Source organism: Clostridium sp. ZS2-4 (assembly GCF_026719745.1).
In the GTDB taxonomy this organism is placed as follows: domain Bacteria; phylum Bacillota; class Clostridia; order Clostridiales; family Clostridiaceae; genus Clostridium_H.
Genome location: NZ_JAPPRQ010000051.1, coordinates 22,519 through 36,859, shown reverse-complemented (window position 1 = coordinate 36,859; position 14,341 = coordinate 22,519). Strand labels below are relative to the sequence as shown.

Sequence of the window (14,341 nt, the reverse complement as noted above, 5' to 3'; positions counted from 1 at the left end):
GTTACTTTACCCCCACGCTTCAAACCCAATATTTCTACTACGCTTGGTGGTTGGCTACAAGGCTTCTTGGCAATTACCTTGACTGGACTTTCACCAGCTAGTATGGTCCAGCTTAGCTGGACGCACGATTAACAAAAGGATATTGCCGTGCAATATCCTTTAAAATTTACCTTTTAAGTAATAAATAGCTATTTGTGTTCTATGTTTAAGTTCTGTCTTAGATAAAATATTAGTTATATAATTTTTAACCGTTCCTTCTGATATATATAATTTCGTAGAGATTTCTTTGTTAGACAATCCTTCTGAAATTGCCTTTATAATTTGAAGTTCTCTTTCTGTGAACAATTTCTCATCAATTAACGATTTATTAGTTTCATTTAACCCTTCTTTTATTTTATCCAACACTACATTTTGTTTTTTAAACAAGCTTCAACAGCCTTTAATCCATTATCAACACACTCTATAATTTCAATTTCTTCATCCATCTCTAAAATTATTTTAAGGCTCTCCCTTATTAGCGAATCGTCGTCTGCAATTAAAGTTTTAATACTCAAATTACATCACCCCTTTTATTTTATAGGTAATAATAATATAACTGAAAAGCCATCGCTGCCATCCACAATAACTTTACCATTTATATTTTCACATCTTTCCTGTATTCCTTGTATTCCAAGTCCTTTATTTATCTTTAAACTTCCAATACCGTTATCCTTAATTTCAACCTTTATAAGCTTATTTAAAATTTGAATTTTCACCTTTATTTCCGAAGCTTTTGCATATTTTATAGTATTAGTTAAAGCTTCCTTAACACTTTTATTAATTACCTTCCATTGAATATAAGATATTTGTTTTAACTCTCCGTCATAATACAAATTAGCTTTTATTTCACTATTGATTTCATACTGCTTTAATATGAGCTTTAACTTATTTATTCCAAGCTGCTCAGAATGTGGTTTAACATTTCTTAGTGTGGTCCTAATATTCTCCATACCTTCTCTTAAAACATCTATGGTATTTTGAAGCATTTTTCGAGACTTTTCTTTATCCTTTTGCATAATAATTTTTGCAGCCTCAAGCTGCATTAAGCTTCCCGATATAGTATGTCCAATATTGTCGTGTATTTCCTGGGCAATTTTATTTCTTTCTTCTAATTGCGACATATACTTTATTTGACCTTCATACTCTATATCTTTTATTAAGCTCTTATTTAACAAGTAGTTTTTTTCCTTTAAAGAATCATTTTCATATGTAAGTTTTTTAATTTTTATTTTATACATATAGCAAATGTTACATATAACATAACTAAGCATAGCTACAACTAAATATTCTTTCTGAATAATATTTTGCAATAAAAACAGCGGAAGTGCTGCTAGTGAGACTCCTATCCACTGTTGCATTTTATTTAAATATATAACTTCAAATAAATTTATTGGTAATAATAAAATAAATACTGAATTTATCCATTGAAATCCTATTAATAAAGCTGCTAATGATATAGCAGCAATTATTTTTGTTATTTTTTTATCTTTAATAATGTATATTAAAATATTGAGTGCTAAATAACATAATAGGAATAAAACTATAGTTGCAAGATTTAAAATATTTATTTCAGTAGAAATTACAGCTACATATATAACTATAAAAAACTTACTCAGTATGAGCCATCCTTCCATAATACACCTCTATATAAACTTTTATACTATAAATTTAATTATTGAGTTAAAAAAATTTCTGAGTAATAATGTTGGTGGAATTATAATCCAGTCTGAAAGTGGACTCATTATAAAAATAAGTATAATTAACATTTGATATCTATAAATACTATCAGCTATTCTATAAAAGAATTTTGGAAACAAGTCTCTCAAAATATGGAATCCATCTAATCCTGGTATAGGTAATAAATTAAATATAACTAATAAACAATTTATAAATATTCCTTGGTCAGCTATACTAATCAATATTTTATATAACTTAATATTTGAAATTGGAAAATTAACTAAAATTCCAAGAAATATAGAAAATATTAAAGCAACAAATAAGTTACCTATAACCCCTGCCACAGATACTTTTAAATCATCCTTGTAATAATGTTTAAATGCACTTGGATTAGTTTGTACAGGTTTTGCCCACCCAAATCTAAAAATTAAAATCATTAAAAATCCAATTGGATCTATATGAGCTATTGGATTTAAAGTAAGTCTTCCCTGAAATTTTGGAGTTTTATCCCCAAGCCTATCTGCTACCCATGCATGTGCATATTCATGAAAGGTAAAACCTAATAAAATTCCTGGTATCACTAAAATTGTTCTTAGTATATTTTCAGTATTAAACATTTTTTTCCTCCTAAGCAATTAATATTATCATTATATCAAAGTAACCATAAAAAATAAAATATTATCCCTTTAAGTCTATTGTTTACATTTTCTTAAAATATAATAAGAAAGCTTTATTTCTATAATAAAGCACATATAGAAATAAAGCTTTAATTTTTATTTTAATTGTGTTTCTACTAATTCACCATCACTTATAGATGCTATACCTTCATCGTACATTTCCAAAAATATACCTTTATATACTGTTTCTTTATTTGAGCTTAATTCAGTAACAGTACCTCTTAAATTATCGTTAATATAGATTTTCCCTGTACTTGAAACAAAAATATCCTTTTTATTTACAGGTTCAGTAAGAGAAATTTTTTTCCATTCATTAGTATCCTGCTCTGCTGTACCATAATAAATCTGTTTTACTTTAGCAACTTCTGTAACCGCATCTGCATCAAGCTCACCTACATAAATTCTATCATCACCATCTACTGATAAAAGACATAATTTATCAACTCCATCAACAGAAATAGGATCGCTAGTACCAGTTATATAAACTCTTCCTCTATCTGCAGATTCGTAAGTTATTCTATCATCATTAGGAATTATTCTTGTATTTCCAATAAAATAGGCCTCTGTTCTAACTTTCTCAATCCTCTTCATAACATCTATGCTATATATTCTACTTCTTCCACCATTTAAAGCAGTCTTTACATATATCATGTTTGTCAAAGGTGTTAATTGTATATCATCAATATACGAGTTTTTATAAGTACTAATTGTAGTCGCTTCTCCCCCTTTGGTTTCCAATAAATCTTTTTTATTTTTTTCCGCATCATAAGAATAGAATACATATTTGCCACTACTACTGTTTTCTTTTTTTATAGCTAAAATTATTCTATCTCTGTCTGGTGCCCATTTATAAAAAGATACTTTAAGGTTATCCTCAAACTCAACATTATGCTCTTCTCCAGTATAAACATCAACAACCTTTAGAATATCATCCTTATAATAAGATAGATATCCTCCATCATAAGAAACTGCCACATGCTTAGCATCTTCTGGAACTACTATGTCATCTCTCTTTTTCTTTTCCTTTTTCTCCTTAACTACCTTTTTAGAAACTACAGCGCTTACATTTTCACTTGCAAATAAATGCTTATCAACATAGTATAATACAACAATTTGTGCAGTTAGTGATATAAGTATCCATACCATTACTCTTTTTAAAGCTTTCATTCATTTCTCTCCTTTTAAGGTTCAACGTACAATATTGTAGGTATTGATCTTTCTCCTAATGCATCACAAGGATTGTTAATTACTTCTCCATCATAATACATAGTAGATGATGAACCACCATCTAAGTTAGCTGCATTATATGCTCCATATTCATACATTATATCTTGTACTTCTCTGTAGGTTGCGCCTATACTGCCTGCTTGTCTTCCATCTATAACTAAAAGTAGTATACTTCCATCTTTTCTTTGACCTATAGCTGTTCTTGGTGCTATTCCACCGCCTCCATCTCCACTTTTAATTGTCTTTCTTCCGTTAACAATCATTGTGTGATCAAATGAAACAGCTTCAACAACATTCTTTTCCTTCATTTCTCTTAAACTGTGATATCCTACTAATAAAACACCTTCTTCAGTAAGAGCTATTACTTCATGCTTTTTATTTTCATCTTTGTAATCGTTATAGACTATTTTACCCTTTGATATTATTACACCAGCAGGTTGTCCACCATTACCAGCCCACTGTTTACCACTTGGTGACTCATCAGTAAAAGCCCCTCCATTTATAGCAGCTACAGCATTATGTCTTTTAGCAATCTGACTTGTAGTTTCTCCCGCTTTCCCAAGCTTACTACTGTACCCAACCTTAATTCTTGTTGGATCATTAATCACTAAAATTGTACCTTTAAATTTGGTTGCGTTTATCTCATATCTTTCTATATTACTGTCATGTTTAGGTTTTATTTCTATTTCACCTGTTTCCTCTTGAATAATAGTCTCTACTTTATTTTTCCCTTGAATCTCAGCTATACGTTCTTTTGATAGAAAAGCTGTAGCAATCCATTGATGAGTCATGGTAGTCATTGCAGCTCCAACAATAGTATCTCTTGCATTTTCAAAAGGTCCATAATAAAGCATAAATGGTCCCGTAAGTGCAGTAAAAACTAGTTCAAACCCCATAAAAGCTATTAACAATTTCAAAGAAAACTTTTTCTTCTTTTTTCTTTTTTTATTGCTCATTTAATAATCATCCTTTATTTATTATCATTTTTTTTACTTCTATATACTTTTTTATCGTCATTTTTCCCTTTATGCATTCTATACTATATTGTACAACAAATATAGATTTTTTTGAATATAAGTTATATGCAAATACACCAAAATTAAGCATCTTAATATTCATTTAATATTTTTGTATTCTACATAATAGTATCTTTTATATTTTAAAAAGGTTCGCAGTAATGTATAAAACCTCACCTTTTTAACACTATTTTCAAAATTTCTCTATAAATTTTAACTCAAATTTTATTATATAATAAATACTTTGTTTTTTAAAGCAGAAATTCCAAATAACTTTAAACATGCTATAAGAAAATTGCATTGCAATTTTCTTATAGCAGTTTTGTGCTTCATCAATAGTAACATTAGGTCTGCACTGAAAAATAATGAGAGGTATATATGTATTAAAAAATGTAAAAACAAGAGGTGCTTTTGATTACTCCTTAACAATAATTGACTAATAATAATTTTTATTATATAATATATATAATCATTTCAGAAAGGTGATGCCAATGGATAATATAACATCTACTTTTAAAGAGAAAAAATTAAAGCTAACACCTCAACGTATAGCAGTTTATAAATATTTATGTTCAACTAAGGAACATCCTTCAGCTGAAACTATTTATAAGGCACTACATTCCGATTATCCTACAATGAGTTTAGCTACAATTTATAAAGCCTTAAAAACTTTAGTAGAAGTAAATTTAGTTCAAGAAATAAATGTTGGTGAGGGTAATTTCAGATATGATGCAAATGTTCAATCTCATCCTCATATACAATGTCTATCCTGTGGAAAAGTGGATGATATAGAAGGAATTTCATTCTCCCATTTAAACGAAACCATAGGGAATTATACTGATTATACAATACTCTCAAACAAAATTTACTTTTATGGCATATGCTCTAATTGTAAAGAAAAAGAAGAATAGGCGCAAGCCTATTTTTCTTTTTTGCAAATAATTTTCAAGCACTTTTCATAAATATAAATAAATGGAGGTGCTGTAATGAAATTTAAAGTTTTATTTATAAAAAGAAAATATATTTATTATTTAGTTTTAGCTTCAATAGTTTTAGTATTCTTTGTAATTTTTCATTCCTTAAAAAACAAGGAGACTTCTCCTACATTTGTTGTAAATTTAAATAGTAAGGCATACAAAGCAGATCTTACAGGTGATGGTAAAGAAGATATACTGTACATATCAACTAATAAAAACAAATATTATCTTGAAGTAGATACTCAAAAGGACAACCTTTTTTTAGAACCAAATAAAAACATAAAAACTCTAGGCATCTATTATCCTTATTGGACCATGAAAATTAAATTATTAGACATATCAAGAGATAATGTCCCTGAAATATTTATACAGACTTCCGAGAAAAATAAACCTCTCCAACATATTTTTATATACAACTATGGAAAATTTGAAAATATATTTTCCAGCCATAATAATGTACTAGGCTTCATTGATTGCAGTAATAACAAAACTCCAAAGTTTATATCTGGAAATATTTCAAAAGGAAATTTTATATTTCATAACTATATTCTTCTTCAAAATAAATTAGAGCAATTTAATCATATTTCCAACGATACATTTTTAGGGAAAGACACAATTTTATATCTTATCAACTTTATAACCACCGTAACTAAAGATTCAAAAATACCCGATCAACAAATATTTTCACCTAAAATAAACGATACTTCCTTGGCTTTGATTTATGCTTTAATCAATGCAGATAATACTTATGTATTTCAAGATGCTCAGTTTATGGATATTAAATCCACTAAGGATGGAGAACCTTCACAAATTCAATGGATTCTTAATTTTAGAGGAATTTCTAATAGTAATAGGGAAGTAATTAAAAATTATACTATACAAGTTACCTTAAAAGCCTTCAATAATTCTAAAGAAAGATATTATTTTAAAATTGATTCACTAAATCAATTAAACTAATAAGTACGCACTGAGTTTATAATCTAAAATTTACTGCATAAAAAATGGACCGCCACTTGCGGTCCTAATCAAAAGGGGGATGGGGGGTTTTAGCACTAGTGAGAGAGTAATTCAAACATATACATATGTAAGATTAACTCTCCATGTACATTATATATTTTAACCATTATTACAAATTTTATTCATTTCATAATATCTTTTTATATTTTTTTATGAGTTTACTGATTTCACTGCTTATTTCTTCCCGTAAACTTTTAGGCTCTAAAACTTCTGCAAGCTCTCCAAATCCTAAAATCCACTTTTTTACTTCTCCTAGATCATTTATGTATATATTGAGTATAATACTTCCATCTTGTAAGCTTTCAATACTTTGATGGGAATTCCATTTATTCTCTTCTATAAACTTAGCAATATCTTTATCAAATTTTATTTTCACTAAAATCTTCTCTCCCGTAAATACATCCCAACAACTTTTTAAATACTCCCTTAAATTGAAGTTCTTAGGCTTTATAAATATATCTTTAGTTATTTCTATAGTCTTTATTCTTGATATTCTGAAAATTCTTTCTTCTTCATTGGTGTTACAATACCCAATTAAGTACCATATTCCTTCTTTAAAGAGTATAGTATAAGGATTTATACTCATTTCTGTAATACAATTTTTATTAAGTGAATAATACTTTATTTTTAAAACTTTACCCTTAGTCATAGCATAGTTAATTTTTGATATTTTATCGTCGAAAGTTTCTAAATTACCTATATCCTTAAGCTTAAAGCTATTAAATTGTTTTAACTCTTCAAAATCTTTATTTTTGTTTATAGATAAATCCTTTATTTTTATTATCGCACTTTTAAATTTTTCTGCATATACAAATCCATTATCTTTAGTCAATATGTTAGATGCTATTAATAAAGCTTGTAATTCCTCATTATCCAGGTTTGGATATTTCATATAAAAATCTTCATCTATATAAAATCCTCCATATCTTCCCTTTTTAGATTCTACGGGTATTTTAGCCATCTGAAGAGTATCTATGTATCTATAGACAGTTTTTTTATCCACTTGCAATATATCTGATAACTCTGCTGCTGTTGTAAATTCTTTATATTGAAGTATTATAATTAATTCTAATAAATGCGAAAGTTTAGACATAAGTTTTCCCCCTAAAATGTATTCAATTGTTTTATCGGATAATTTACAATAAAATTTAATACTTTATTATTTTTTGAATATATTTTATAGATTTAAAGTTAAATTTTTTGTGCTTTTATTTAATATATTTTGTATAATATGATAAATAAGTTAATTATATGTTTGATAAAAATACTTTTAGTTATTGTTTTATAAAAATAAACTTCCACACCGGAAGTTTATTTTTACTATAATTTATCATACTTATACATATTTATTATTTTATCTAATTTTTGTGATTTTTCCTCATTCACTAAAGATTTTATAGAATTTAAAAGAGTTATAATTTCATCTTCGTTGCCTTCTATAACTTGAGTATTTCTTTTACTTTTACTTTTACTTTTACTTTTACTTTTATATTTACTTTCTTTTCTTTTTTCATTATGATCTATATTTTTCATTAAATTATTATTTATGGTATTGTTTATGTTAGCAGCTTCATTCATTAATTCTCCTATATTTATATCTTGTAATTGATTATTTATAGCCTCATTTTGCCCCTCAAACCCTTCTGAATTATTTAAGTTACTTTCAGATTGGTTATTAAAACCGCCTAAAACATTTAAAAGAGAGGCTACTTGATTTATATCTATATTTCCTAACATAGATGCTATACTATTTATATCAAAATTATTATTTCCTACACTTATATCATCATAATCACCATAATCTCTATATTCTCTTTTATGTTTCCCATGTTTTGACATTTAATCACCTCTCTATAAATGGGAGAGCATAAAGCTCTCCCTCTTTTTACTAACAGCATATACCTTGTTTTCTAAATCCTCCGCAGCAAAGTAAGAATAAGAATACTAGTAATGTTCCAGTTTCATTATCAATTATATTTGCTCTCTTCAATACAAGTAAGAATAATGCTAATTTGCATGGATCAAATCCACCACATCCGCATCCTACGTTTCCGATATTTCCACCTCTGTTTCCGTATCCACAACAGCAGCAACAGTTACACTTAGATTTTTTTGACATAATCAAACCCCCCTTTCTTGGGCCATGGTTTCAATGTATTCTATTCTTCTTCATTTGCCTCTGTAGCATCTGTATCTTCTGTTCTGTTTAAATTGAACATGCTACCTAGAGAGCCAAGAGAACCTAAATTTAATCCACTACCTTTTCCACAACTAAAGAGAAATAGTACTGCTATGATTATAATTAAACTACATCCACATCCACCATAACTGCCGTATCCACAGCCACCATAACCTCCGCCGTATCCACAGCCGCCATAGCTTCCAGAGCTTCCAGAGCCTCCAGAGCCTCCTCCGTAGCCGCAACTTTCACAACAATATTTTCTTCTGTGTTTTTTACCTTTTCTGCTGCAACAACGACAACAATATTGAGGGCAATTCCTGTTACACCCATAACCTTTGTTAGAGAATAACAAGATTATAATGATAATCAAGAGCAGTGGGAATCTGCTACTTCCTGCCCCAAGCCCTTTGCTGCCTAAGAGTCCTGAGAGTTTATCAATATTGCCAAGATTTTCAATACCGCCTCCGCTTGTGAAATTGTTTATCAATGAACTTATGCTATCCATATCGTTTAATTCCACTTTACCTCCCCCTTTCTGCCCTTCCTTCTTTATCTTTTGTTCATAGTACATACTATTCAGTTTACTTTTATTTTGACACAAAAAATTGAACAAGCAGGACTATTTAATCCTGCTTGTTTTTATCTATCTTCCGCTATTCCTTCTGTTAAAATATCAATCAGTTCTTCTTTACCACTTTTATTAAGGGATGAAAAAAATATGAACTTATCTTCATCTCTTATATTTAAAGTTTCTTTTATGATTTTCTTATTTTTTTGAAACTCACTTTTTTTCAGTTTATCACTTTTAGTAGCTACAACTACCGCCTCATATCCATAATACTTAATCCATTCATACATATGAACGTCATCTTTTGTAGGTTTATGCCTTGAATCTACGAGTAAAACTATCTTTTTAAGTTGAGGTCTATTAACTAAATACTTTTCCATCATTTGACCCCATTTTTCCTGTTCAACTTTTGAAACCTTAGCAAATCCATATCCTGGCAAATCCACAAAATAAAATTCATTATTTATAAGGAAAAAATTTATTAATCTAGTTTTTCCTGGAGTACCACTTGTTTTGGCTAATTTTCTTCGATTGGTCACGGTATTAATCAATGACGATTTCCCTGCATTTGACCTACCTACAAAAGCTATTTCAACTCTATTATCTATAGGATACTGCTGTGGCTTAACAGCTGAAATTATAAACTCTGAACTCTTAATTATCATTAGAATTCTCCTCTATGAAAGCATTTTCCAGTACATCTTCAATTTTTTCTGCAAGTATAACCTTTATTTTACCCAGTACTGATTTGGGTATTTTTTTCAAATCTTTTTCATTAGCTTTTGGAATTATTATCATATTAATTCCTGCTCTGAAAGCTGCAAGAGTTTTTTCTTTTAGTCCCCCTATTGGAAGTACTCTTCCAGTAAGAGTTATTTCTCCTGTCATAGCTAAATTATGTTTCACCTTTTTGTTTCCTAGTGCTGAAACCATGGCTGTTATCATAGTAACTCCCGCAGAAGGACCATCTTTTGGTACTGCTCCTTCTGGAGCATGTATATGAATATCCTTATCTTTATAAAAATCTGGATTTATTCCATATTTCTCAGCATTAGCTCTAACATAGCTATAACCAGCTTCAGCTGATTCTTTCATTACATCGCCCAACTGTCCTGTTAACTGTAGTTTTCCTTTTCCGGACATTACACTTACTTCCACTGGAAGAGTATCTCCACCATATCCTGTCCAAGCCATTCCCATTACTACACCAATTTTATCTGTTTTATCTGCTTTATCATAAGTATATATCTCAGGTCCTAAATATTTTTTTACATGATTTACAGTTATTCCAATGCTATCTTTATCTCTTTCCAGCATATCAGCGATAGTTTTTCTAACAACAGAAGCAACCTTTCTTTCTAAGTTTCTTACACCTGATTCTCTAGTATAATTTTCAATAATAGAATATATTGCTGAATCAGAAAAACTTATTTTTCCTTCTTCTAAATTATGTTCTTTAAACTGTTTTGAGATAAGATATTTCTTAGCTATATTGAATTTTTCTTCATAGGTATATCCTGATACTTCTATTACTTCCATTCTATCTAAAAGTGGACGTGGAATAGTATCTAAAGTATTAGCAGTTGTTATAAACATAACTTCTGATAAATCTAATTCTAATTCTAGATAATGATCTCTAAAATTTTTGTTCTGTTCACTATCCAAAACCTCAAGAAGTGCACTTGCAGGGTCCCCTCTGAAATCTGAACTCATCTTGTCTATTTCATCTAACAAAAACAATGGATTCTTGGATTGCGCTTGCTTCATTCCATTAACTATTCTTCCTGGAATTGCCCCTACATAAGTTCTCCTATGTCCTCTTATTTCCGACTCATCTCTAACTCCACCTAAAGACATTCTAACAAAAGTTCTATTTAAAGCATTAGCTATAGACCTTGCTATTGAAGTCTTACCAACTCCCGGAGGCCCAACTAAACAAAGAATAGGACCTTTTAAAGATTTGCTCATATTCTTTACTGCTAAATACTCTATAATTCTGTCCTTTACATCTTCCAGACCATAGTGTTCATCTTCCAATATTTCTCTAGCCCTTTTTATGTCTAAGTTATCCTTTGTTTTCTTATTCCATGGAATATCCAATATGCAATCCAAATATGTTCTTATAACTCCGCCTTCTGCTGAATAACTTCCAGTATTTTTTAATCTATTCAACTCATATACCGCTTTTTCTTTAGCCTCTTTAGGTAATTTAGCTTTTTTTATTTTTTTTGAATACTCTTCTATCTCTCTTTTATTTTCGTCTTCTTCACCAAGTTCTTCCTGTATAGCTCTGATTTGTTCTCTTAAAAAGTATTCCTTTTGAGTTTTATCAATTTTGCTTTTTACCTTAAGTCCTATTTTCTTTTCTATCTTTAAAATCTCAATTTCATTTTTAAGTATTAATAAAAGCTTTTCTAATCTTTCATATACATCATATGCTTCTAATAATTCCTGTTTTTTGTTTTCCTTTAATATCAAGTATGAACTTATTATATCAGCAAATCTTCCTGATTGCTCAAGGTCATCTAAATTAACTAAAGCTTCTGCCGAAACAGTATTAGATAATCTTGCATATTCTTCAAATGATTTTTTTACTGAACGAATTAAAGCTTCACATTTACTTTTATCCTCACACTCTTCAGCATCCTTTAACATTTCTATCTCTGCCTTTAGAAATGGTTCCTTTTGTGTATAGTTAAGTAATTTCGCTCTATCTTCACCTTCAACTAACACTCTAATAGTTTCTCCAGGTAACTTTAGTATCTGCTTTATATTACAAATAGTACCTATTGTAAAAATATCATCCTCTTCTGGTTCCTCAATCTTAGCTTCTTTTTGAGAAACTAAAAAGATTTCCTGTCCATTTAACATTGCCTCTTCAATTGCAAGAAGAGATTTTTCTCTTCCTACATCAAAATGTAGTACCATATGAGGAAATATCGTTATACCTCTTAATGGAATTAAAGGAAGAACTTTTAATTCTTTTTCCATATTTTCCCCTCATTTCTATTTTACTTTATTGTTATGGTATATTATGCCTTAAAATATTTTATACTATGCTATTATACCTATAAACTGATTTTTTTTCAATTGATTTCACACTTAAGCCCCTTCATCATTTAACTAATGAAGGGGCTTAAAAATTTAAATAGATTCTGCACTTAGTATATCTACACTTGAATTAACATCCAAAACGGCATCTTCTTGCCTCTCACTTATCAAAGCTATTTTTATTACCTCTTTAATATCTGATACAGGTATAATGTTAACATCTTTTTCATTTTGAAATGTTTCTTGCCAATTTTCTTTAGGGATAATTATAGTCTTTGCTCCAGCTTTTTTAGCAGCTGAAATTTTAGCATTTACTCCTCCAATAGGTTTAACTTTACCATGAAGCGAAATTTCACCCGTCATAGCTACTTTATTATCTGTTGGTATTCCTACTATAGAACTATAAACCGCTGTAACCATACTTATACCAGCTGATGGTCCATCTACAGGCATACCTCCTGGAAAATTAATATGTATGTCATACTCATCACAATCTATCTTAAATATTTTTTGCAATACGGCTAAAACATTCTCAACAGATCCTCTAGCCGTACTTTTGCGTATAAGCTTTTTATTTGTACTATTTATTTCTTCTTTCTCAACTATTCCTGATATAGTAAGTTTTCCTTTTCTTGAATTTACTTTTACAGCAGTAGCTTCAATTTCCATAATTGTACCCATATTAGCTCCATATACGGCAAGCCCATTTACATATCCAACCTGAGGATCCTTTGGTATATTTTTTTCTGGTCTTGGAGAGTATTGACCATTTTCTATTACCCATTCAATATCATTTATATTTATTATATTTCTTTCATCGTTCAAAGCTATTCCTGAAGCAAGTTGAATTAAACTAACAGCATCCCTTCCATTACTTGCATACTTTCCTACTAGTTTTTTAGCATTTTCTTCAATCTTAAAATTCACTTTATCAACAGCGTTTTCAGCTATTAATTCTACTTCTTCTTGAAGCAGAGATCTGAAAAAGATTTCCACACACCTTGATCTAATTGCTGGACATATTTCTTCTGGATTTCTTGTTGTAGCTCCTATTAATCTAAAATCTGCCGGAAGCCCATTATCAAAAACTTCTTTTATATAAGCTGGCATATTAGGATCTTCTGAGTTATAATATGCACTATCTAAAAAAACTTTTCTGTCCTCCATTACTTTTAAAAGCTTATTCATCTCTATTGGATGTAATTCTCCAATTTCATCAATAAACAATATTCCTCCATGAGCCTTAGTAACTGCCCCAGGCTTAGGTTGTGGAATTCCTGCTGTCCCAAGTGGCCCTGCTCCTTGATATATGGGATCATGTACAGAACCAATTAGAGGATCAGCAATCCCCCTATCATCAAATCTTACTGTAGTAGCATCAATTTCTATAAACTTTGAATTTTCACCGAAAGGAGAATACTTTGCTTTTTTTGCATTTTCTAACACAAGTCTAGCTGCAGCCGTCTTTCCTATTCCTGGGGGACCATATATTATTACATGCTGAGGATTAGGTCCACAAATAGCTGCTTTCAGTGCCGTTATTCCTTTTTCCTGACCTATTATCTCTTTAAAGCTAGTTGGTCTGCTTTTTTCTGTAAGGGGCTCAGTTAACTTTAAACTTTGCATTTTTTTTAGCTTTTCCATTTCCTTTTTATTTTCTCTATTTACCACTGTCCTATTACCTGTTTGCCCTTTAAGAGCATTTAAAAAATACATTCCCATAATGATTGTAACAAACAAACTTACTATACTTAATACTGAACTTGTTGTCATTTTAATATCATCCCCTTTCATATAAAGAAGAAATTATACATTCTTATTTTTATATTTTGCGCATTTAAGGATAATATATTCTCTGTTTTAAATATTAACCAAGACTTTATTTGATTTGTAATAACTATAAACTAAAA

Annotated in this window: 15 protein-coding genes; 2 read left to right on the top strand and 13 right to left on the bottom strand. The window is 29.5% G+C overall.

The genetic code is table 11. The annotated features are described in order from the left end of the window. Positions 1-159 precede the first annotated feature (159 nt). The 6 genes from OIO11_RS17255 to OIO11_RS09395 all read right to left on the bottom strand — a co-directional run bounded on the left by OIO11_RS17255 (position 160) and on the right by OIO11_RS09395 (position 4,576). A complete protein-coding gene (locus tag OIO11_RS17255) occupies positions 160-402 on the bottom strand; it encodes a response regulator transcription factor (protein ID WP_442781279.1) in 243 nt (80 codons plus the stop codon). Between the two features lie 2 nt (positions 403-404). Then, positions 405-554: a hypothetical protein gene (locus tag OIO11_RS17250; RefSeq protein ID WP_442781278.1), complete on the bottom strand. Its 150-nt coding sequence runs from the start codon at positions 552-554 to the stop codon at positions 405-407. A gap of 15 nt (positions 555-569) precedes the next feature. After that, on the bottom strand, positions 570-1,673 hold the full coding sequence (locus OIO11_RS09410) for a sensor histidine kinase (RefSeq protein ID WP_268071199.1): 1,104 nt from the start codon (positions 1,671-1,673) through the stop codon (positions 570-572). A gap of 21 nt (positions 1,674-1,694) precedes the next feature. After that, positions 1,695-2,333 (bottom strand): site-2 protease family protein, encoded by a 639-nt coding sequence (locus OIO11_RS09405; protein WP_268071198.1) that lies wholly within the window; start codon positions 2,331-2,333, stop codon positions 1,695-1,697. 156 nt (positions 2,334-2,489) lie between these two features. Then, positions 2,490-3,560 (bottom strand): hypothetical protein, encoded by a 1,071-nt coding sequence (locus OIO11_RS09400; protein ID WP_268071197.1) that lies wholly within the window; start codon positions 3,558-3,560, stop codon positions 2,490-2,492. Between the two features lie 14 nt (positions 3,561-3,574). Next, positions 3,575-4,576, bottom strand: coding sequence for a phosphodiester glycosidase family protein (locus tag OIO11_RS09395; protein WP_268071196.1), 1,002 nt, complete (start codon positions 4,574-4,576; stop codon positions 3,575-3,577). A gap of 551 nt (positions 4,577-5,127) precedes the next feature. Here OIO11_RS09395 and OIO11_RS09390 point away from each other — a divergent pair. Then, the gene (locus OIO11_RS09390; RefSeq protein WP_268071195.1) at positions 5,128-5,547 is read left to right on the top strand and encodes a Fur family transcriptional regulator; all 420 of its coding nucleotides are present in this window, start codon (positions 5,128-5,130) and stop codon (positions 5,545-5,547) included. Positions 5,548-5,622: 75 nt separating this feature from the next. Then, a complete protein-coding gene (locus OIO11_RS09385) occupies positions 5,623-6,570 on the top strand; it encodes an FG-GAP repeat domain-containing protein (RefSeq protein ID WP_268071194.1) in 948 nt (315 codons plus the stop codon). Positions 6,571-6,757: 187 nt separating this feature from the next. Here the strand turns inward: OIO11_RS09385 and OIO11_RS09380 are convergent, their stop codons facing one another. The 7 genes from OIO11_RS09380 to lonB form a co-directional block, all read right to left on the bottom strand. Then, positions 6,758-7,723 carry a helix-turn-helix transcriptional regulator gene (locus OIO11_RS09380; protein ID WP_268071193.1) on the bottom strand — a complete coding sequence of 322 codons (966 nt, stop codon included), beginning with the start codon at positions 7,721-7,723 and terminating at the stop codon, positions 6,758-6,760. A 227-nt stretch (positions 7,724-7,950) separates the two neighbouring features. After that, positions 7,951-8,469 (bottom strand): hypothetical protein, encoded by a 519-nt coding sequence (locus tag OIO11_RS09375; RefSeq protein WP_268071192.1) that lies wholly within the window; start codon positions 8,467-8,469, stop codon positions 7,951-7,953. Positions 8,470-8,518: 49 nt separating this feature from the next. Continuing rightward, the gene (locus OIO11_RS09370) at positions 8,519-8,749 is read right to left on the bottom strand and encodes a hypothetical protein (protein ID WP_268071191.1); all 231 of its coding nucleotides are present in this window, start codon (positions 8,747-8,749) and stop codon (positions 8,519-8,521) included. Between the two features lie 40 nt (positions 8,750-8,789). Then, positions 8,790-9,332 carry a hypothetical protein gene (locus OIO11_RS09365; RefSeq protein WP_268071190.1) on the bottom strand — a complete coding sequence of 181 codons (543 nt, stop codon included), beginning with the start codon at positions 9,330-9,332 and terminating at the stop codon, positions 8,790-8,792. A 119-nt stretch (positions 9,333-9,451) separates the two neighbouring features. Further along, the gene (gene yihA, locus OIO11_RS09360; RefSeq protein WP_268071189.1) at positions 9,452-10,045 is read right to left on the bottom strand and encodes a ribosome biogenesis GTP-binding protein YihA/YsxC; all 594 of its coding nucleotides are present in this window, start codon (positions 10,043-10,045) and stop codon (positions 9,452-9,454) included. Continuing rightward, positions 10,035-12,371: an endopeptidase La gene (gene lon / locus OIO11_RS09355; RefSeq protein WP_268071188.1), complete on the bottom strand. Its 2,337-nt coding sequence runs from the start codon at positions 12,369-12,371 to the stop codon at positions 10,035-10,037. The genes yihA and lon overlap by 11 nt, the downstream gene beginning before the upstream one ends. Positions 12,372-12,524: 153 nt before the next feature. Further along, a complete protein-coding gene (lonB, locus tag OIO11_RS09350; protein WP_268071187.1) occupies positions 12,525-14,204 on the bottom strand; it encodes an ATP-dependent protease LonB in 1,680 nt (559 codons plus the stop codon). Positions 14,205-14,341 lie beyond the last annotated feature (137 nt).

Excerpts from the sequence above, each read along its gene's own strand:
- OIO11_RS09410 (WP_268071199.1), bottom strand. The coding sequence starts at position 1,673 with ATGGAAGGATGGCTCATACTGAGTAAGTTTTTTATAGTTATATATGTA.
- OIO11_RS09405 (WP_268071198.1), bottom strand. The coding sequence starts at position 2,333 with ATGTTTAATACTGAAAATATACTAAGAACAATTTTAGTGATACCAGGA.
- OIO11_RS09400 (WP_268071197.1), bottom strand. The coding sequence starts at position 3,560 with ATGAAAGCTTTAAAAAGAGTAATGGTATGGATACTTATATCACTAACT.
- OIO11_RS09395 (WP_268071196.1), bottom strand. The coding sequence starts at position 4,576 with ATGAGCAATAAAAAAAGAAAAAAGAAGAAAAAGTTTTCTTTGAAATTG.
- OIO11_RS09390 (WP_268071195.1), top strand. The coding sequence starts at position 5,128 with ATGGATAATATAACATCTACTTTTAAAGAGAAAAAATTAAAGCTAACA.
- OIO11_RS09385 (WP_268071194.1), top strand. The coding sequence starts at position 5,623 with ATGAAATTTAAAGTTTTATTTATAAAAAGAAAATATATTTATTATTTA.
- OIO11_RS09380 (WP_268071193.1), bottom strand. The coding sequence starts at position 7,723 with ATGTCTAAACTTTCGCATTTATTAGAATTAATTATAATACTTCAATAT.
- OIO11_RS09375 (WP_268071192.1), bottom strand. The coding sequence starts at position 8,469 with ATGTCAAAACATGGGAAACATAAAAGAGAATATAGAGATTATGGTGAT.
- OIO11_RS09370 (WP_268071191.1), bottom strand. The coding sequence starts at position 8,749 with ATGTCAAAAAAATCTAAGTGTAACTGTTGCTGCTGTTGTGGATACGGA.
- yihA (WP_268071189.1), bottom strand. The coding sequence starts at position 10,045 with ATGATAATTAAGAGTTCAGAGTTTATAATTTCAGCTGTTAAGCCACAG.
- lon (WP_268071188.1), bottom strand. The coding sequence starts at position 12,371 with ATGGAAAAAGAATTAAAAGTTCTTCCTTTAATTCCATTAAGAGGTATA.
- lonB (WP_268071187.1), bottom strand. The coding sequence starts at position 14,204 with ATGACAACAAGTTCAGTATTAAGTATAGTAAGTTTGTTTGTTACAATC.